At 71.4% G+C, this 18,464-nt stretch carries 14 protein-coding genes and 2 pseudogenes; 9 read left to right on the top strand and 7 right to left on the bottom strand.

Translation table 11 applies throughout. From position 1 onward, the window contains the following. Positions 1 to 3 precede the first annotated feature (3 nt). On the bottom strand, positions 4 to 1,353 hold the full coding sequence (locus tag ACQEUX_RS27385) for a glycosyltransferase 87 family protein (protein WP_433054200.1): 1,350 nt from the start codon (positions 1,351 to 1,353) through the stop codon (positions 4 to 6). Between the two features lie 30 nt (positions 1,354 to 1,383). Further along, on the bottom strand, positions 1,384 to 3,915 hold the full coding sequence (locus tag ACQEUX_RS27380; protein WP_433054197.1) for a putative bifunctional diguanylate cyclase/phosphodiesterase: 2,532 nt from the start codon (positions 3,913 to 3,915) through the stop codon (positions 1,384 to 1,386). Between the two features lie 695 nt (positions 3,916 to 4,610). Here ACQEUX_RS27380 and ACQEUX_RS27375 point away from each other — a divergent pair. From ACQEUX_RS27375 to ACQEUX_RS27350, 6 genes and pseudogenes are all read left to right on the top strand, one after another. Next, a pseudogene (locus tag ACQEUX_RS27375) lies at positions 4,611 to 4,874 on the top strand (AfsR/SARP family transcriptional regulator); the annotation flags it as partial. Positions 4,875 to 4,889: 15 nt separating this feature from the next. Next, positions 4,890 to 7,715 carry an ATP-binding protein gene (locus ACQEUX_RS27370; RefSeq protein ID WP_433057171.1) on the top strand — a complete coding sequence of 942 codons (2,826 nt, stop codon included), beginning with the start codon at positions 4,890 to 4,892 and terminating at the stop codon, positions 7,713 to 7,715. A gap of 262 nt (positions 7,716 to 7,977) precedes the next feature. Then, a complete protein-coding gene (moaC, locus tag ACQEUX_RS27365) occupies positions 7,978 to 8,469 on the top strand; it encodes a cyclic pyranopterin monophosphate synthase MoaC (protein ID WP_433054194.1) in 492 nt (163 codons plus the stop codon). Continuing rightward, a complete protein-coding gene (locus ACQEUX_RS27360; protein WP_433054191.1) occupies positions 8,466 to 8,936 on the top strand; it encodes a MogA/MoaB family molybdenum cofactor biosynthesis protein in 471 nt (156 codons plus the stop codon). The genes moaC and ACQEUX_RS27360 overlap by 4 nt, the downstream gene beginning before the upstream one ends. Before the next feature lie 53 nt (positions 8,937 to 8,989). Beyond that, on the top strand, positions 8,990 to 10,246 hold the full coding sequence (locus tag ACQEUX_RS27355) for a molybdopterin molybdotransferase MoeA (protein ID WP_433054188.1): 1,257 nt from the start codon (positions 8,990 to 8,992) through the stop codon (positions 10,244 to 10,246). Beyond that, the gene (locus ACQEUX_RS27350) at positions 10,243 to 10,671 is read left to right on the top strand and encodes a molybdenum cofactor biosynthesis protein MoaE (RefSeq protein ID WP_272614319.1); all 429 of its coding nucleotides are present in this window, start codon (positions 10,243 to 10,245) and stop codon (positions 10,669 to 10,671) included. Before ACQEUX_RS27355 ends, ACQEUX_RS27350 begins: the two co-directional genes overlap by 4 nt. A gap of 6 nt (positions 10,672 to 10,677) precedes the next feature. Here ACQEUX_RS27350 and ACQEUX_RS27345 read toward each other — a convergent pair whose 3' ends face one another. Together ACQEUX_RS27345 and ACQEUX_RS27340 are read right to left on the bottom strand one after the other, a co-directional pair. After that, complete coding sequence (locus ACQEUX_RS27345; RefSeq protein WP_433054184.1) at positions 10,678 to 12,123, bottom strand: glycosyltransferase 87 family protein; 1,446 nt, start codon at positions 12,121 to 12,123, stop codon at positions 10,678 to 10,680. A 215-nt stretch (positions 12,124 to 12,338) separates the two neighbouring features. Then, on the bottom strand, positions 12,339 to 12,884 hold the full coding sequence (locus ACQEUX_RS27340) for a DoxX family protein (RefSeq protein ID WP_433054181.1): 546 nt from the start codon (positions 12,882 to 12,884) through the stop codon (positions 12,339 to 12,341). Between the two features lie 134 nt (positions 12,885 to 13,018). Here ACQEUX_RS27340 and ACQEUX_RS27335 point away from each other — a divergent pair, with 134 nt between their 5' ends. Next, positions 13,019 to 13,567: a GNAT family N-acetyltransferase gene (locus ACQEUX_RS27335; protein ID WP_433054178.1), complete on the top strand. Its 549-nt coding sequence runs from the start codon at positions 13,019 to 13,021 to the stop codon at positions 13,565 to 13,567. Between the two features lie 24 nt (positions 13,568 to 13,591). On the opposite strand, the gene ACQEUX_RS27330 is transcribed toward ACQEUX_RS27335, so the two are convergent. The 3 genes and pseudogenes from ACQEUX_RS27330 to ACQEUX_RS27320 form a co-directional block, all read right to left on the bottom strand. Further along, a complete protein-coding gene (locus ACQEUX_RS27330; RefSeq protein WP_433054175.1) occupies positions 13,592 to 14,833 on the bottom strand; it encodes an AAA family ATPase in 1,242 nt (413 codons plus the stop codon). A gap of 156 nt (positions 14,834 to 14,989) precedes the next feature. Further along, on the bottom strand, positions 14,990 to 15,439 hold the full coding sequence (locus ACQEUX_RS27325) for an LppU/SCO3897 family protein (RefSeq protein ID WP_433057169.1): 450 nt from the start codon (positions 15,437 to 15,439) through the stop codon (positions 14,990 to 14,992). Between the two features lie 359 nt (positions 15,440 to 15,798). After that, positions 15,799 to 16,293, bottom strand: a pseudogene (locus ACQEUX_RS27320) (LppU/SCO3897 family protein); the annotation flags it as partial. Between the two features lie 453 nt (positions 16,294 to 16,746). On the opposite strand from ACQEUX_RS27320, the gene ACQEUX_RS27315 reads away from it, so the two are divergent. Both ACQEUX_RS27315 and ACQEUX_RS27310 read left to right on the top strand, forming a co-directional pair. After that, the gene (locus ACQEUX_RS27315; RefSeq protein WP_433054172.1) at positions 16,747 to 17,751 is read left to right on the top strand and encodes an EamA family transporter; all 1,005 of its coding nucleotides are present in this window, start codon (positions 16,747 to 16,749) and stop codon (positions 17,749 to 17,751) included. 10 nt (positions 17,752 to 17,761) lie between these two features. Beyond that, positions 17,762 to 18,415: a prepilin peptidase gene (locus tag ACQEUX_RS27310; RefSeq protein WP_433054169.1), complete on the top strand. Its 654-nt coding sequence runs from the start codon at positions 17,762 to 17,764 to the stop codon at positions 18,413 to 18,415. The last annotated feature ends 49 nt before the right edge of the window (positions 18,416 to 18,464 follow it).

Raw genomic sequence — 18,464 nt, 5'->3', positions numbered from 1 at the left:
CAGTTACGCCGAAGTGGTCCGACCGGACATGTTGCCGAGAACCGGGGCGGCCGGCGCGTCGACCGGGCGGTGCAGGGCGGGTGCCCAGGTGAGCAGCGCCATCGGGTACAGCAGATAGCCGAAGCGGGTCGAGGGCATCAGGGCGATGGCGACGAGCAGCCCGTATCCGCAGATCAGCGCGGTGGCGACGGCGGTGCGGGGCGGGCGGCGGGTGAGCCGGACGGCGATGGCCACGCCGGCCGCGACCAGCAGCGCGGCGGCGATCAGTCGCCCGGCGGGCAGCGCGTTGGCGATCAGGTAGCCGGGGAACGGGGACTGCGCGGGACTGGTGACCAGGCCGTGGCCGAGGGGGAAGCGGAGCACGTTCTCGGTCAGCGCGTCGCGGTCGACCAGCATCGCTGGCAGTAGGGCTGCGACGGGCAGGCCGATCGCGCCGGCGGCGACCCGTGTGCCCGCGCGTCTGGTGAGACCCCAGACGATCAGGACCAGGGCGACCGGCCAGGCGAACAGCTTCAGGGCACCGGCCAGCCCGACCGCGAGGCCGGCCCGGCCGGGTCGGTCGGCGGCCGCGAGCGCGAGGGCCAGCAGGCAGAGCGCGAGTACGGGCAGGTCGTCGCCGCCGGTGGCGAGGGTGAGAGCGCAGATCGGCAGCACGGTGGCGGCCTGCACGCCGCGTAGCAGAGCCGCGTCCCGCCGGTGACGGGTGTCGGCGGGGGTGGCCTGACCGGCGGTGGCCGGTGTGCGCAGGGCGGCCACGGCCAGGGCGAGCGCCAGCGCGGTGCCTACCGCGAACCAGACCCGGGAGTCGGTCCACCAGGTGTCGGCGAGTGCCCTGGGCAGGCCGAACATCGCCATGCCGGGCTGGTACGGGGTGTAGCCGAGTAGTTGCTCACCGGGCGGCAGGACGGCGATCGCGTCGGGCCCGAGGTACGGCGTGCCGTGCTCCAGGAGACGGGCGCCGGCCTGCTCCACGACCAGCACCTCCTCCTGGGCCCGATCGGTGCGTCCGCCGGCCCGTTCGATGCTCTGCCAGAGGAGGGGCAGCAGTGCGGTGCTCGCCCACGCGAGACCGGTGACCGCCCAGCGGGCTGGCAGACCGGCGAGTCGGGAGGTTGGGGAGCGCCGTCGAAGCAGAAGTTGGGCGATCACCGCCAGCGTGGCGATCAGGTAGCCGACGGTGGCGACCGCGCCCCAGGCTCGGTGTGGCAGCAGGGTCGACGTGACCGCGGTGATCGCGGCGAAGATGGCCGAGACGGCATAGAGGCCGAGGTCGAGGGCGAGCCCGCCGGCGGCGTTGTCGAGCGTCCGCCAGTGCCGGCGACGGCGGCGGTCGGTCGGGTCGTCGGCGGTCACGGCGCCAGTCTGGCAGACCGGCGTGCTCGCTCAGGCGGGCAGGTGCGGGAGGCGGTCGGGGCGGGAACGGCCGGTCTGGCGGCGGTTCTGGCTCAACCGGATCACCGCGCCGACGTCGTGTAGCGGCGGGGCCAGGGTGCCCGGGCGGCCGCCCGAACCGCGTTGCATCGCCGCGAGCAGGGTGCCGGCCGGCATCGGCCGGGCGAACAGGTGCCCCTGGCCGGCGACGCAGCCCAGCTCCCAGAGGGCCCGCCGCTGCGGCTCGCTCTCCACCCCCTCGGCCACCACGTCCAGGTTGAGGCTGCGGCCCAGGTCGAGGGTGGAGCGGATGACGGCGGCGGCCTCCGTCGAACTCTCCATCGTCGTCACGAAGCTCCGGTCGATCTTCAGCTCGTGCACCGGGATCCGGGAGAGCAGGGAGAGGGAGGAGTAGCCGGTGCCGAAGTCGTCCAACGCCAACCGGACACCCTCGTCGCGCAGTCGGCTGAGCACCCGGTCGACCACGTCGAGCTGGCTGAGCGTCAGCGTCTCGGTCAGTTCCAGCACGAGCCGGTCCGGTGGTAGGTCGTGGGCGCGCAGGCGGGCCAGCACCGCGCCCGGGAACCGCGCGTCGAGCAGGCTGCGCGGGGACACGTTGACCGCGACCGGTACGTCGAAGCCGGCGTCGCGCCAGTTGGCCGCCGCGATCAGCGCCTGGTCGAGGATCGCTTCGGCGAAGGCGGGTAGCAGACCCGAGCGTTCCACCGCCTCCAGGAAGCGCAGGGGGTCGATCATGCCGTGGGTGGGGTGGTGCCAGCGGGCGAGCGCTTCCGCGCTGGTCACCTCGCCGGTGCCCAGATCGACGATCGGCTGGAAGTTGACGATGAACTCGTGGTCGGCGACCGCACGGGGCAGCTCGCCACCGAGGGTGAGGCGGCCCAGGTCGGCGGTGTCCCGGGTCGGGGCGTACGTGGAGATCCGTTGCCCGGCCCGCTTCGCCTGGTACATGGCGACGTCGGCGCGGCGCAGCAGCTCGGCCATGCCACCGCTCGACGGGGCGACGGAGATCCCGCCGCTGGCCTCGACGCTGATCCGCATGCCGTCCAGCTCGAACGGCTCGTGCAGAGCGGCGAGCAGGGTGTCGGCCCGGTGCGCGGCCACCGCGGGGGCCGGGAGCCCACGCAGGAGTACGGCGAACTCGTCGCCGCCGAGGCGGGCCACCAGGTCACTCGCCTGGGCGGCGTTCCGCAACCGGTCGGCGACCTGCACCAGCACCTGGTCGCCTGCGGCGTGCCCGAGCGTGTCGTTGACCTCCTTGAAGTGGTTGAGGTCGATGAGAACCAGGGCGGTCACCCCGTCCGCGTGTCGGGCGCTCAGTTGCTCGGTGCCCTGGTCGAGGAGGTGCCGGCGGTTGGCCAGGCCGGTCAGTGCGTCGTGCGCGGCGGCGTACGCGTGCTCGTCGGCCACCCGGGCCAGTTCGGCGTACGCCTGGGCGTTGCGGACGGCCGTGCAGAGCGCGGAGGCGAAGGTGCGCAGGGTGTACTGCTCCCGCTCGGACAGTTGCACCGGGCCACGGAAGCGCAGCCGTAGCATGCCGACGTCGACGGTCCGGTCATGTCCTTCCAGCCGCGTGGGAACGACGGTGCCGTCCACGTCGGTGGGCGTACCGGTCGAGCCGTCGAAGGTGATGCCGCCGGTGCCACCGCGGACGGTGCGCTCACCGTCGCGTAGCTCGATCTCGACCTCGTCGGCGGAGAACAGCTCGGCGGCCTGGGTGACGGCGGTGGTGAGGACGTTGTCCAGGTCGACCACGTTGAGCGCGTCGGTGGTGCGGGCCAGGCGTTGCCACGCCTGCTGCTCGGTGCGGCCCCGGATGCGGGCGGAGTAGGCCAGGTGCAGGCTCAGGACCAGGGGCGGGACCGCGAGCAGTAGTCGGGGATCCAGCCGGATGATCAACAGCGTGCAGGCTGTGACGGCGAACCGCACGGCGAAGCCGGCGAGCCGGAGGTCGAGATTGCTGCGGAACTGCTTCGCGATCCTGGTCCGGGAGGCGAGTGCGATGACCGGAATGGCGAGCAGATCGTCCAGGAGCGCAGCGACCACGTAGGCGAACGCCAACAGCACCAGCAGCATCACGGAGGGTGTCCCGGTGGGCGGCCAGGTCCAGGTCGTCATCGCGAGCGCCGTGCCGGCACCCCAGGCCACGATGACGTTCTTACCGATGCCGAAGGCCAGCTTCATCGGTGTGAGGCGAAGCGAGGCGAGGGCGATCCCGATCGCCGTGCAGAGCACGACCACCGAGGTCGGAGCGATGGCTGCGCCAACGATGATGGCTGTCTCGTTCCAACTGATCGACTGGGTCGTCGACCGGATCCGTACCCGGGCCTTGACCAGCGTCCCCAACGCGATCATGAGCGTGAGCATGCCGAGGGCCGCGGCGTCGTTCACCGTCGCAGAGTTCACCGACCTCAGTGCGGCCGGAATCGAGGTGGCGACGATGACTGCGGCACCAACGACGACGAGACCGACGAGCAGCACCAGCCGCCGATCGGTCTCAATCTCTCGTCGCTGAGGAAGGGTCATGCCGCTCCCGAAGGACTGCCTGCGCGTTCTCGCAGCCTACTGCTCGGGCCCTCAGAAGTCCTGTGTCGAGCTTGTCAGTTCCAGTCGGTGCCGCGCATCGCAATGCCCCCTTCTCTCGCTGTGCCGGTTGGAGTACCTGTCCCGCGATGGGGAGGTCTTCCTTCCGAAAGGCAGCTTAAGAGTAGGAAGGGCGGCTTAGAAGGAATAAATGTCGGTATGCGCAATATTAGTCAAGTTGGAGACCGTTTATCACGTTCTGTCCATCGGTGCTGAACGGAGTGCGGTCGAGCTTGCCGGTTCTGATTCCAGCGGCACCTTGCAACTGGGGACGGTATATGGTCGCGTTATTCCTGAGTCTGAGGGCTCTTCAGGAGCTACCTCATCCGAAGTTTGGTCAGGCGTAAGAGCGGCATGGGCAGAGTTGACGCGGTCGAGGTGTCTGGCCGGGCAGGTAATGGTGCCGGTCTTCCGCTGGTTCGCCGGTGACGACTGGTGGATAATCGCGTTTCGGCAGTTGGTGATGCAAGTTGCCGCCCGCATGGTGCTGTCCCGGATTGGCATTCGAGCAGCTCCTCGCCACATTCCTGAGGTACCCGAGGGTCGTCCGCTTCGCTCCGTGAGCGGTACGCCACACAGAGGGTCGTAGACTTCGTTGCGTGATCGGCTGAATACCTGGCACGGCTGGCAGGGGACGGGTGGAGATTCAGGTTCTGGGCGGCCTTTCGGTGCAACTGTCTACCCGCGCGTTGCGTCTCGGTACACCCAAGCAGCAGGCAATCTTCGCGATGCTCACTGTTCATCCCCGGCGGCTGGTGACGGTAGACGACCTCGTCGATGAGTTATGGGCCGATCGCCCACCGCGATCGGCCATCGCTAATGTGCGGACCTATGCCGCCAATCTGCGCCGGACTTTCGAGGCTTTCCCGGCCGGTCGAGGGGCCATCACGCGCGAACGCAACGGCTATCGACTCGTTGTGGACCCTGAACTGGTTGACGTCTTTCGCTTCGAGTCGGAGCGGAACGCGGGTCGGGAAGCGCTGACGGCTGGCCACCTGGACAGTGCCCGGGAGCTACTGGGGCGCGCCTTGGTTCGGTGGCAGGGCCCGATGCTCGCCGGCATCCCGCTCGGGCCGGTCCTCACCTCTCGAACCGTCGCTGCCGAAGAGGAGCGGCTGTTGGCCGTGGAGCTTCTCGCCGACGTCCAACTGCGATCGGGTCGGGACGACCTGGCGATTCCGCTGCTGCGTGAAGTGGTGGCTCGCCATCCCCTCCGGGAGCCGGCCTACGTCCTTCTGATGCGGGCCCTGTACGAGCGCGGCGACAACGCGGAGGCGCTGGCGACGTACGACGAGATCGAAGCAACGCTGAGCACGGAGTTGGGGGTAGGCCCCGGGGGTAACCTCCAGGAGTTGCGCCGCTCGATCGTCGCGGCCGTGTCGCGCCCAGGTTCGGCGCGTGCCGTCGTCTCCGTTGGCGGCACCGGCCCGGCGCGCTCGGTGGCCGCCGGGGCTGATGTGGCGGTCGGTGCGGCGGCCGAACAGACCGGTCGGGTCAAGCCGGTGGACCACCTTCCCCGAGCGGTGACCGACTTCGTCGGTCGGGAGGACGTGGTGTCGCGGCTGCTGGCGGAGACCCGGAGGGTCGAGGCGCGGGTGCCGGCGGTGCACATCATCGATGGCATGGCGGGTAGCGGCAAGACCACCCTTGCCGTGCACCTGGCACGTCGGCTGTCCGATCGATACCCGGACGGCGCGTTGTTCATCGACCTCTGTGGGCATGGCGACAAGAACCGAGTGGAGCCGGCGAGTGCCCTCGTCACCCTGCTTCGACAGTTGGGTGTTCCCGCCGACCGCGTTCCGGTGGAATTCGACGCCAGGGTGGAGGTCTGGCGACAGGAGCTGGCCCGTCGACGGTCAGTAGTGGTGCTCGACAACGCCGCGAGCAGCGAGCAGATCATGCCCCTCCTGCCGGCCGAGCCGACCGCCGTCGTGCTGGTGACCTCACGGCGACGACTGTCCCACCCGGATGTCGGGCCCTCGCAGACGCTGCCGGTGATGAGCCTGCAGGAGAGCGTGGATCTGCTCGGTCTGAGCGTCGGCCGGGACCGGGTCGACGCCGAGCCGGAGGCGGCCGCCGAGGTGGTCCGGCTCTGTGGGCACCTTCCCCTGGCGATTCGGCTGGCCGGGGGCAGACTGGCCCACCGGCGCGGCTGGCGGTTGACGGACCTCGCCGAACAGCTGGCTGGCGACGCTCCGGTGCTGCGCCACCTGGCTCAGGAAGAGAGCACTGTCACCGGTGCCTTCGCTGCCTCCTACGAACCGCTGCCGAGCTCGACCAAGCGGGTGTTCCGGTTCCTGGGTCTGTATCCCGGTAACCGCTTCAGCCCGTCAGCAGTCGCCGCACTGGCTGGCCTGGGTGTCGCGGAAGCGCGCGCGGCGCTCGACGACCTCGTCGACAGGAACCTGGTGGAGGACCTGGACTCGACGCGATATCGACTGCACGACCTCATGCGCCAGTACTCCGTGGAGCTGTGCTCGCTTACCGACTCTGCGAGCGACCGAAGGGTTGGGCTGGCCCACCTGTTCGACTTCACTCTGGAGGTGGCGCTGAGGGTCGCCGAGGCGCTGGAACCCGGCGACGTGAGGTCCCAGGTCTCACACCCTCCGTTCGCACGCCCTGAGCTGGTCGAGGGCATCGGCGAGGCCACCGCCGACTGGATCGAGGCGGAACGGACGGACCTGGTCACGATGGTGTTGTCAGCGCTGGACGCGAGCTTTCACGAGCACTCCTGGCGACTGGCCCGTACCCTCTGGCGATTCTGTTACATCCGCGGATACTTCGAGGACATCATCGTGACCCACCGTCACGCGCTGACTGCGGCGGAGGCATCTGGGAACGTCGCCGCACTGGCTCTGATGAACAACTACCTTGCCTCCGCCTACGTCCGGACCGGCGATAATCGGGCGGCGCTCGATCACCTGGCCCGTGCCGTCGACCTGTCCCGTGGCTCGCCGGACATCATGAACGCCGCGCGCTACCGCGCCAACCTCGCCGCCGTCTACCTGTGGAACGGTCAGCTGACCGAGGCGGTGACGTTGGGTTTCAGCTGCCTGCGCGACTACAAGGTGTACGGAAGCGTCGGAGTGCCGATTCTGCTGCCGAACCTTGGCTTGGCGCTGACGGCTCTGGGACGGTACGAGGAGGCGTTACGCCTGCACCGCCGGCATCTGGCGTGGGCCCGGACGAACTCCGACGACTTCCATACACTCAACGCTCTCAGCCACATCGGCGCCGTACGCGTCCGAATGGGCGATCTTCCGCAGGCGATCCGGATTCTCCTGGCCTCCCTGGCCCTGCGCGATCGCACCGGTCACCGGTATGCCGAGGCCGAGGTGCGCAATGATCTCGGGATCGCCTATCGCGGTCTCGGCCGTCTGGTCGAGGCCCAGCAGGAACACGAGATGGCCCGGAAGCTGTCGATCGGTTCGGGGGAACGACACATCGAGGCGATTGCGCTGAACGAGCTCGGGCGCACCCTGGCGGCGCAGGGGCGAGGTGGCGAGGCGTTCGGGATGCACCAGGAAGCGTTGCGGTTGGCTACTCGGATCGCGCATCCGTACGAGCAGGGACGAGCCCTGGCCGGGCTTGCCGAACACTTCACCCGCGTCGATCCCGTCGAGGCCCGGCGGCACTGGGAGCGGGCGCTGGCGATCTTTCGGCGGATGGGCGTGCCGGAGCGCTTCGAGGCCGAACGCCGCCTCGCCGAGCTGACTGACCGAGCCGCGAACGCGGAGCGCTGACCAGCCCGAACCGCTCTTATCGATTTCTTATCGCTGCGCTCGATAGCTTCTCCGCCGTATCGACAAACGGGGGAGGTTCTGCCCGCGGGCAGAATCGGAGTGTCGAAACGCGCCCGCCGCCAGGTCTCCCCCCGGTGACCTCGGCGGCGGGTCGGCGAGGAAGGAGCGGCGTCCCTCCGCTGCGCCGTCAGCACCCGGCGTGGTGGTCAGCGCGACGCCGCTCCTTCCGAGCGCGTCGTACCGCAGCGATAGGCTCACGACCGTGACCGAACCCGCGCAGCTCAGCCACGTCGACCGCGCTGGTGCGGCCCGTATGGTCGACGTTTCCGCCAAGCCCGTGACGGGCCGGCTGGCCGTGGCTGCCGGCCGTTTGCGGACCACGCCCGAGGTCATCGACCTGCTGCACCGCGACGGGCTGCCCAAGGGCGACGCGTTGGCGGTCGGTCGGCTGGCCGGGATCATGGGTGCCAAGCGCACCCCGGACCTGATCCCGCTCTGTCACCCGATCGCCCTGCACGGCGTCACCGTCGACCTGACACTGACCGGTGACACCGTGGAGATCACGGCCACCGCGCGCACGGCGGACCGTACGGGGGTGGAGATGGAGGCACTCACGGCCGTCGCCGTCGCCGGTCTCGCTCTGGTCGACATGGTGAAGGCGGTCGACCCGGCGGCCTCGGTGGACGCGGTCCGGGTGCTGCGCAAGGAGGGCGGCAAGACCGGCGAGTGGGTCCGTCCGGGGAACCGGCCGTGATCCGGGCCCGAGTGATCGTCGCGTCCAACCGGGCGGCGGCTGGCGTCTACGCCGACACCAGTGGGCCGCTGCTCGTCGCCGGCCTGCGGGAGCTGGGCTGCCAGGTCGACGAGCCGGTGGTGGTGCCCGACGGTGAGCCGGTCGGTGCCGCCGTGCAGGCCGCCCGGGCCGACGGCATCGACGTGGTGCTGACCAGCGGCGGCACCGGGGTCACCCCGTCGGATCGGACACCGGACGTGACCCGGAGTCTGCTGGATTACGAGATTCCCGGCATCGCCGAGGCGATCCGCGCGCACAGTCGCGACCGGGTGCCCACCTCGGTGCTGTCCCGGGGTCTGGCCGGGGTCGCCGGCCGGATGCTGGTGGTCAACCTGCCCGGCTCGACCGGCGGCGCCCGGGACGGGTTGGCGGTGCTCGGGCCAATCCTCGGGCACACCGTCGACCAGCTTCGCGGCGGAGATCACTGACCGGTCCAGGCCAGGCCCGGGCGGGTGTCGGTCGGTGCCGATAGGCTCGGTTGGTGAGCACGGAAACCGCACCAACCGCGGGTCGCGTCGACGCACTCCCGCCAGCCGGGTGGGAGGAAGCGCGGTCGCGGGTCTACGCGGTCGGTCTGGCCGCCGCGCTGCCCGCCGTCGCCCGACCATTGGTCGATATCGACGGGTCGACCCTGGCTGAGCCATTGACCACCCGCACCGATCTGCCCGCGTTCCCGACCTCCAGCGTGGACGGTTGGGCGGTGCGCGGCGACGGCCCGTGGCGGGTCGTCGGCCGGGTGTTGGCGGGCAGCACCCCCGCGCCGCTCACCGAGGACGACACGACTGTCGAGATCGCGACCGGGGCCATGGTGCCCGAGGGCGCCACCGCCGTGCTGCGCGTGGAGGAGTCCACGAGCACTGATGGCCTGGTCAGCGGCGTTCCTCGAAGGACACCGGAGTGGCGGCAGCCCGGCGAGGAGGCGTACGCCGATGAGGAGCTGTTGCCGGTCGGCACGCCGGTGGACCCGGCGGTGATCGGCTTGGCGGCCTCCTGCGGGCACGACACGTTGCGGGTCCGGCGGGCGCCGCGCGCCGCGCTGCTGGTGTTCGGCGATGAGCTGCTGACCGCGGGCCCGCCCGCGGCCGGTCGAGTCCGGGACGCGCTGGGCCCCGCGGTGCCCGCGTGGCTGCGACGGTACGGCTGTCAGGTCCGCCCGTCCGACGTGGTTGGCCCGGTGGCCGACACGCTGCCCGCGCACGTGGCGGCCCTGCGCTCGGCGCTGGCGGACGCTGACCTGGTGTGCACCACCGGCGGCACGATGAACGGCCCGGTCGACCACCTGCACCCGACCCTGGAAGCGCTCGGCGCCGACTACGTGGTCAACACGGTGGCGGTCCGCCCCGGTTTTCCGATGCTGCTGGCCCGGCTTACCGGCGAGGACGGGCGGGTCCGGTTCGTGGCCGGGTTGCCGGGCAACCCGCAGTCCGCCATCGTCGCCCTGGTCTCGCTTGTCGCCCCGCTGCTCGCCGGCCTGCAGGGCCGCTCGATGCCGGTGCTGCCGCAGGCCACGTTGGCCGAGGCGGTGCCCGGGCGCGGTGATCACACCCACCTGGCACTGGTCCGGCTGGACCGGGCCGCCGGCACCGCGTCGCCGGTGCGACACGTCGGTTCGGCGATGCTGCGCGGCCTGGCCGGCGCGGACGGGTTCGCCGTCATCCGACCCGGCACCAGCGGCGAGCCCGGTGACCGCGTGCCGATCGTGCCACTTCCACTGCTACCCGGGGAGCGTGCCTCGTGACCGCGCCTGCAATCACCTTCGGCGAGATCACCGATCAGCCCCTCGACCTCGCCACGCACGAGGCGGCGGTCGCCGACCGCCGGGCCGGCGCGGTGGTCTCCTTCCAGGGCGTGGTCCGCGACCACGACCACGGCCGCCAGGTCACGAGCCTGGAGTACGAGGGACACCCGAGCGCCGCGCAGGTGCTGCGCGAGGTGGCCGCGGAGATCGCCGCCGAGCCCGACGTCTACGCGGTGGCGGTCTCGCACCGGGTCGGCCCGCTGGCGATCGGTGACGTGGCGCTGGTCGCGGCGGTGAGCACCGCGCACCGGGCGGCGGCGTTCGCGGCCTGTGCCCGGCTGGTCGACGAGGTCAAGGCGCGACTGCCGATCTGGAAGCGGCAGGTCTTCACCGATGGCACCGAGGAGTGGGTCAACTGCCCCTGACCGCGCTCACCGGCGGCCGTTGACCGCCACGGCCCTGGCGAGCCGGTCGCCGTAGAACGCCGGCTCCGCCCCGGGGCGCCAGGGCAGTGCGGCGACCAGCACGATCAGCGCGACCGCGAGCGAGTTCTCCATCAGCGCCCCGAAGAGACCGTCCTGGTAGTGCGACATCTCCGGCAGTTGGTGCTCGTACGGCCAGATCGGGGAGATCAGGAACAGCAGGTAGAGCCCGATCGCGGCGACGCCGTGGCGGAGCCCGGTCAGGGTGGGATACCAGATCGGCGGGCGGAGCCCGTTGACCCCGGGCAGCCCGCCGAACACCGCCCCCTGGCCGGTGCGCTGCGGCACTCCCCGGCTCGCCTCCCGGCGGCGCACCGCGGCGTCGGCCAGCACGATGATCGCCGGGATCACCCAGACCAGGTGGTGCGTCCAGGAGATCGGGCTGATCACGTTCGCGGTCAGACCGACCAGCGTGAACGCGGTCAGCTCGTCACCGTCGGCGCGGGAACTGGCCGCCCGGGACAGGCCCAGCGCCAGGATCAGCACGGAGAAGGCGAGCCAGAGCAGCCCGGGGGTCTCGATGGAGTCGTACAGCCGGGCGAGTAGGCCGGCGAGTGACTGGTTGGGTGTCATGTCCGCCGCGCCGACACGCTCGGTCTGCCAGAGCACGCTGCCGAAGTACGCCCGCGACTCGTTCCCGACGATGAGGAAGCTTCCGACCGTCACGCCGACCGTGGTGCCGATGGCGGTGGCAGCCACCCGCCACTGGCGGGTGATCAGCAGGTAGGCGATGAACAGCGCCGGGGTGAGCTTGACCGCGGTGGCCAGGCCGATGCCGGCGCCAGCCCAGGCGCCGCCGTAGACGAAGCGGAGCAGCGGGCCGTCGGTCGCGGCGTAGTGGGTGCCCCGGCGGGAGCGCCAGCGCAGGCCGATCAGATCGGCCATGATCAACGCGAACAGCAGGATGTTGACCTGGCCGTAGCCGAGGGTCTCCCGAGTCGGCTCGATGGCGACCGCGAGCGGCACCGCAATGGCCACTGTGAACCACAGCGGCCACGCCAGCCGGTCCACGATGGGGCGGAGCAGCCCGGCAAGCACCAGGGCCAACGCGGCGATGCTGGCGACGGCGTTGACCATGCCGGCCGCTTCGATCGGGAGCTGCGCCATCGGCAGCATCACCAGCCCGGCGAACGGCGGGTAGGTGAAACCGAGTGTGGTCCCGGGTGCGATGAACTCGTAAAGCTCGTGACCGCTCGCCCACCACACCACGGCACCGTGGTAGATCTTCATGTCGAAGAAGTTGTACGGCCGCCCGAACGCGCCGATGGCGAGCCATGCGGCGTAGGCGACGGCGACCACGATGGCGCCTCGTACGACGTTCCTGCGATCGATCCGACGCATCACGCGTTGGATTGGGGCGAGGCGGTCCGCCCGACTACCGACAGCCGTCGGCATGGCGTGGCCACCCCCGTACCAAGATCGTCCTACCCGTCCAGGTCCTGCACGGAGCCTAGAACGGCGCCTCACGTCAGTGCCTCCCGCGTTATGCGACCGTGTCCGATCCCACACATGTTTTTGACATTTCCACCGCGTTAACGCCTACCGGGTGGTTCAGGTAATTCGTGGCCTTAGCGGGGGGTGGGGGTGGCGCCGGGACGGATCGACGCAGTTCAGCCGGGGAGTCGACGTGCCGTGGCGGCGGACCGGACGGCGATCCGGGCCTCGCGTCGGGCGGTACGGACGGCGCGCTGCACGGAACGTCGAGAGTGGCCGATGCGATGGCCGGTTCGCCACCGCAGACCCGGCTTGCCGCCGGTGTCGGCCGCGGCGAGCAGCAGACCGCCGAGGAGACCGAGGTTCTTCAGGGCGTGGATCTGATTGTTGTTCTTGGCGGCCGGGTCGTCGTTCTTCCAGAAGGGATGCCCGGCGACGGTCACCGGCACCAGCGTGCCGGCGAGGACCAGCGCGGCGGGGCGGCTGAACCGCCCGGTGGCCAGCATCAGCCCGGCACTGACCTGCACCGCCGCGTTGAGCCGGATCAACGTCACGGTCTCGGTGGGGAAGCTCGGATGTGCCTTCTTGAGGATCGGCGCGACCTTCTCGGTCACCGGCTTGGCGGCTACCGCCAACCGGTCCGGCTGGCGGAAGTTGCGATACCCGCTGACCACGAAGATGCCGCTCAGCATGGCACGGGCGAGGGAGCGTACGGGCGTCATGAATCAGTCATACCCCTTCGCGGGGTTTGCTACCCCGGCAACCGCCGGATCCGGATCGGTGGTCGTGTACGTGCGCCACGCCGATTCGAGCGACAGTCACGGATGGACGGGCCGTGGCGGGTAACGTCGCGCGGGTGACCACGCTGCGGCTACGCCCCGAGGACCCGGCCGACGCCGGCCCGGTACGCCGCGTGCTGGCCGCCGCTTTCGCCCGCCCGGACGTGGCGACGCCGCCGGAGGTGAGCCTGGTCGACGAGTTGCGCGGCAGCGCTGCCTGGTTGCCGGAGCTGGCCATGGTCGCCGAGTACGGCGGCGAGGTCGTGGGTTACGCGCTGCTCACCCGGGTGCGGGTGCGGCCTGAGCGGGGCTCGGACGTACCCAGCCTGGCATTTGGCCCGGTGGCGGTCGCGCCGCACCGGCAGCGCGTCGGGCACGGCACGGCGGTGGTGCAGGCCGCCCTGGACGCCGCCACCGAGCTGGGTGAGCGGTTGGTCGTGGTTCTCGGTGACCCGGCGTTCTACCGCCGGTTCGGCTTCGGCCCCGCGACCGAGCTGGGCCTGACCGGCCCGTGGGCCGGTCTCGGTGAGCCCTGGCAGGCGCTGGTGCTGCCGCCGTCCACCAGCGAGGAAGGGCCGCCGCCCCGCGGTGAGGTGCTCTTTCCGGCGCCCTGGTCCAAGGTCTGACCGCGCCGACGCGGTGTGTGCCGGTCAGGCTGGTTGGGTGCGCAGGTACCGGCCGAAGTGCGGGACCGTGAAGGCTACCGTGCCCCGCTCACCGGAGTAGATCAGCCCCTTCTTGATCAGCGCGTCCCGGGCTGGGGAGAGGCTGGCGGGTTTGCGGCCGAGGGCCCGGGCGATCTCCGCGGTGGGCACCGCGGCATCCATGTCGTCGCGGACCACCGCGCCGGACTCGCCCTCGACCACGGACATGGTGGCCATCGCCCGCATGTACTCGCGCTCGGCGGGGGTGGCCCGCTCGAACCGGGAACCGAAGAACCCGACCGCCAGCTCGGCTTCCGCCTCGGGCGCGGCGACCCGCACGTCGGCGGCGGTGATCGGCGAGCGCGGCGCGTGATCCCAGGTCGCCTTGCCGTACGCCTGGACGAAGTAGGGATAGCCGCCGGACTTCTCGTAGAGCAGGTCGAGTGCCTTCTGCTCGTACTCGACCTCCTCACGCTCGGCGGGCGCGCAGAGTGCCTGGTCGGCGGCGATCCGGTCGAGCCGGTCGATGCGCTGGTAGCGGAACAGCCGTTCGGAGTACGACTTGGCGGCGCTGAGCACCGCCGGCAGGTGCGGCAGGCCGGCGCCGACGACGATCAGCGGCGCGCCGAGCTGGGACAGCTCATGGCAGGCGGCGCAGAGCGCCGACACGTCCTCCGGGCCGAGATCCTGCATCTCGTCGATGAAGATGGCGATGCCGGTGCCGACGTCGCTGGCCACAGCGGCGGCGTCACTGAACAGCTCGACCAGGTCGATCTCGATGTCGCCGGAGTCGGCCCGGCCGCTGGCCGCCGGCACGTCGATGCCGGGCTGCCACCGGTCGCGCAGCTTGGGGGCGGCACCGGCCCGGCCGGTCGGGGCGGACCGTTGGGCGAACGCCTTGAGGACGCCGAGGAACGTGTCGATCCGGTCGGGCGCCCGGTGTCGGGGGGCGAGCTCCCGGACCGCCATGTGCAGCGCGGCGGCGACGGGGCGACGCAACGACTGCTCCGGCCGTGCCTCGATCTTGCCGCTGCCCCAGAGTCGGTTGATCGCCTGCGACCGGAGGGTGTTGAGCAGGACCGTCTTGCCGACTCCGCGTAGCCCGGTGAGCATCAGGCTGCGTTCGGGTCGGCCCCGTGCGATGCGCTCGAGCACGATGTCGAAGACGTCCAGCTCCCGCCCCCGCCCGGCGAGTTCGGGCGGACGCTGGCCGGCGCCCGGCGCGTACGGGTTGCGGACCGGATCCACGCATCGCAGATTATCGGGCCATCTAGCTGCGAGGCTAGACATGGATAGATGGGGCTACCGGCGTGTCGAGACCGTCGACAAGAAGTCGAGGCCGTCGACAAGAAACTAGGGCTGTCTAGCCTGGACGCTAGACAGCCCTAGTTTTGGCAATCGGCGCTACCGCTTCTTCAGACAGAGCACGTAGTCGAACAGGTCGACCGAGTTGTCGTGCACGTAGTTCGCGGTCGCCTGCGGCGCGAGCGTCTCGCACCGGTCCCCGTCGGTGGTCGCCGGGATTCGCAGGAGCACCTGATAGGTGTTCGGGCCGCACGGCACCTTGCGCAGTTCCGCGTCGTCCTCGGTGCCGTCGTTCACCACGCAGTCGCCCTTGGCGAACTCGTCATCCGGGGTCGGCGCGGCCGAAGGCGGCGCGTCGCTGGGCAGGGCGGGCGGAACGACCGGCGCGCTCGTCGCTGGCGTACGCGTGGCGTCGCCGCTGGCGTCGGCGACCCTCCAGACCGCCCAACCGGCCAGGCCGAGACACGGGCAGAGGACGAGCAGCAACACCAGCGTGATGATGAGGGCCACCTTGCCGCCGGTCTTTTTCACCGGCGCGACGGGCGGCATCCCGTAACCACCGGGAGGCGGTTGGCCCCACGGCCCGGCCGGCTGACCCGGCATCGGTACGGGCGGTTGGCCCGGCATCGGCCCGGCCGGCGGGAACGGCCCAGGCGGCGGGTAACCGGGGCCCGAGGTGGGCGGCGGTGCCCACATCGGTGCGGTCGGTGGCTCCGCCCCGGCCGGCGGTGGCCCCCACTGCTGACGGGTCGGGTCATCGCCGGGCGGCGGGGCACCCCACTGGGGCAGGGTCTGCTCGCCCGGTGCCGAGCCCTCGGACCCGGTGGGCGGGCGATGGTACGGGTCGTCCGGCTGACCGGAACCCGTTGGTCCGTAGGTCGTCATGTCATCCCCAGGGGTGGGTGGTCTCAGCGCTGCTTGAGGCAGAGGACGAAGTCGAGAGTGTCCAGCTCGCTGTCGAACGAATACCAGTCGGTGTAGCCCTGGACCTTCTCGCACTTGGTCTTGGCATCGCGTTCGCCGCTGGTCGGGCCGTCGATCCGACTCAGCACCTCGTACGACTTCGGGGCACAGGCGCTGATCAGCAGCTTGGGCTTGCCGCCGGCCACGCCGTCATTGCGGATGCACTGGCCGACCTTGACGAACCGGGGATCCGCCGACGACTCCGGCGCGGCGGCGCTCGGTGCCACCTCGGTGGCGTCCGGGTCCGCGCTGGGCTCACCAGCGACAGCCGAACCGGATGGCGCGGCCACCGGCGCTGAGTCGCTCTGCCCGCGGAGAAGCCAGAACGCACCGCCGACAGCCACCACCAGCAGCACGACGGCCAGAACCGCGATCAGCGGCCCCCGGCCGCGCCTGCCCGGTGCCGGGACGGGATCCCCGCCGTACGGGCTGTCGTCGGGTCGGTACGGCTGACCGCCGTACGTCGGGCCCGCCTCGGTCGGCCGGTACGAGCCTGGGTAGGGCGTCGCGGGCTCGTGCCCGTAGGGCGTCTCCGTTCCGCCGCCGTACGGCGTCCCGGGCGTACCGCCGTAGGGCGTCCCCTGCCCACCGTGGTACGGCGCTCCCGAACCGTCTCCGTAGGGTGCGGCGGGTGCCCCGCCGTACTGTCCGGGTCGTCCCTGCGGCGCGGGCGGGTAGGACGGAACTGCCGGCGGGTAGGGCTGGGGCGCTGCCGGGTAGGGCTGCTGCGCCGGCCGTCCAGGTGTCTCGTCGGGTCGTCGCCCACGCCACGGTCCCGGGTTGTCGCCCTCCGGTGGCCCGTAGTTCGTCATGCCGCCCTCCTGAACAGGTGGTGAGAGGCCGGCCACCAAAGCGCGACGCCGACTCCGACGTCACCGTAGCGTGGTCCACCGATGAGCTCACCTCCACCGAGCGCCGCAGCCCTCGCCGGCCGCCGCGCAGGCGCAGCACCGACCCTGATCTGGACCGCGTTGATCGTGGTCTACCTGCTCTGGGGTTCCACCTATCTGGCCATCCGGATCGCCGTGGAGACGCTGCCTCCACTGATGTCGGCCACGCTCCGGTTCACCGTCGCCGGCCTGATACTGGCAGTGGTGTTGCGGCTGCGTCGAGGGCCGGGCGCGCTGCGGGTGGACCGGCGGCAGCTCGGCTCCGCCGCACTGGTCGGGGTGCTCCTGCTCGCCGGCGGCAACGGCCTGGTGGTGCTCGCCGAATCCGGCCCACCCGGAGTGGCGGTGCCGTCCGGGATCGCCGCGCTGCTGGTGGCGACCGTGCCGCTGCTCGTGGTGCTGTTGCGCTCCGGCACCGGGGACCGCCCGCCGGTCTGGACGTTCGCCGGGGTCACCCTCGGCTTCGTGGGTCTGGTCCTGCTGGTGCTGCCCGCCGGCAGCGCGGACGCCGTACCGCTGGTCGGGGCGTTGACCGTGGTGGCGGCGGCCACCTCCTGGTCGGTCGGCTCGTTCCTGTCCGGGCGGATCCGGATGCCCACCGACCCCTTCGTGGCCACGGTGTACGAGATGCTGGCCGGCGCGTTGGCGCTGGCCGTCGTCGCCGTCTGCCGGGGCGAGGTGGCCGACTTCCACCCGACCACGGTCAGCACCCGCTCCTGGCTGGCGTTGGGCTACCTCATGGTGGCCGGCTCGCTGGTGGCCTTCACCGCGTACGTGTGGCTGCTGCACAACGCGCCCATCTCGCTGGTGTCGACGTACGCCTATGTCAACCCGGCGGTCGCGGTGGCGCTCGGCGCGCTGCTCGTGGCCGAGCCGATCACCCCGCAGGTTTTGCTCGGCGGCGCGGTCATCGTCGCCGGGGTTGCTCTGGTCGTGAGCACCGAGCGCCCCCGCCGGGCGGGCGCGGGATCACGGTCGGGGGCCGCGCCGACAGGGGACCGCCGGTAACGTCCGGCCCATGTCGGCCGCCGCGCTGGTGCCGGTCGCGCTGCTCGGCGCGCTGGTCGGCCTCGTCGTACCCCGGCTGGCCCGGCGTTTCACCACCCCGCCGGGCGGGTCGTGGGGCGACCCGCGACCGCGCCCCGGCAGGTCGACGTGGCTCAGCCCGATCGTGGCGGCCGTGGTGTTCGCCGGGCTCGCCGTCGCACGGGCTGACGACCCGGCGCTGCCGGTCTTCCTCGCGGTCGCAGCGGTGGGGTTGGTGCTGGCCGGGGTGGACCTGGCCTGCCTGCGACTGCCTGACCCGTTGGTCCTCGCCGCCGGGGTGCTGGCCCTCGGTGGCCTGGCCGGTGCGGCGCTGCTGGCCGATACTCCCGGCCGGGTGCTCGACGTGCTGGCCGGCGCGGCCGTCGCTGGCACGGCGCACGTGCTGCTGGCCCTGCTGCCCGGGTCCCGGTTGGGCTTCGGGGACGTGAAGCTCGCCGCCGTGCTCGGCCTGCCGCTCGGCTGGCTGGGCCGGGACGCCCTGCTGGCCGGGCTGCTTCTGCCCCATCTGCTGCACGGTGGCCTGGTGCTCGGGCTGCTCGCCGCGCGACGGGTACGCCGGGACACCCTGCTGCCACTCGGTCCGGCCCTGCTCGCAGGCACCTGGTTAGCCGTCCTCCTCAACTGACCAGCGCCGCCGCCCACCCCCGCGCGATCTTGCACTTTCGGCGTCGACA

The sequence above is a fragment of the Micromonospora sp. CA-259024 genome, from assembly GCF_050936255.1.
Lineage (GTDB): Bacteria > Actinomycetota > Actinomycetes > Mycobacteriales > Micromonosporaceae > Micromonospora.
This window is presented reverse-complemented; position numbering and strand designations above follow the sequence as displayed.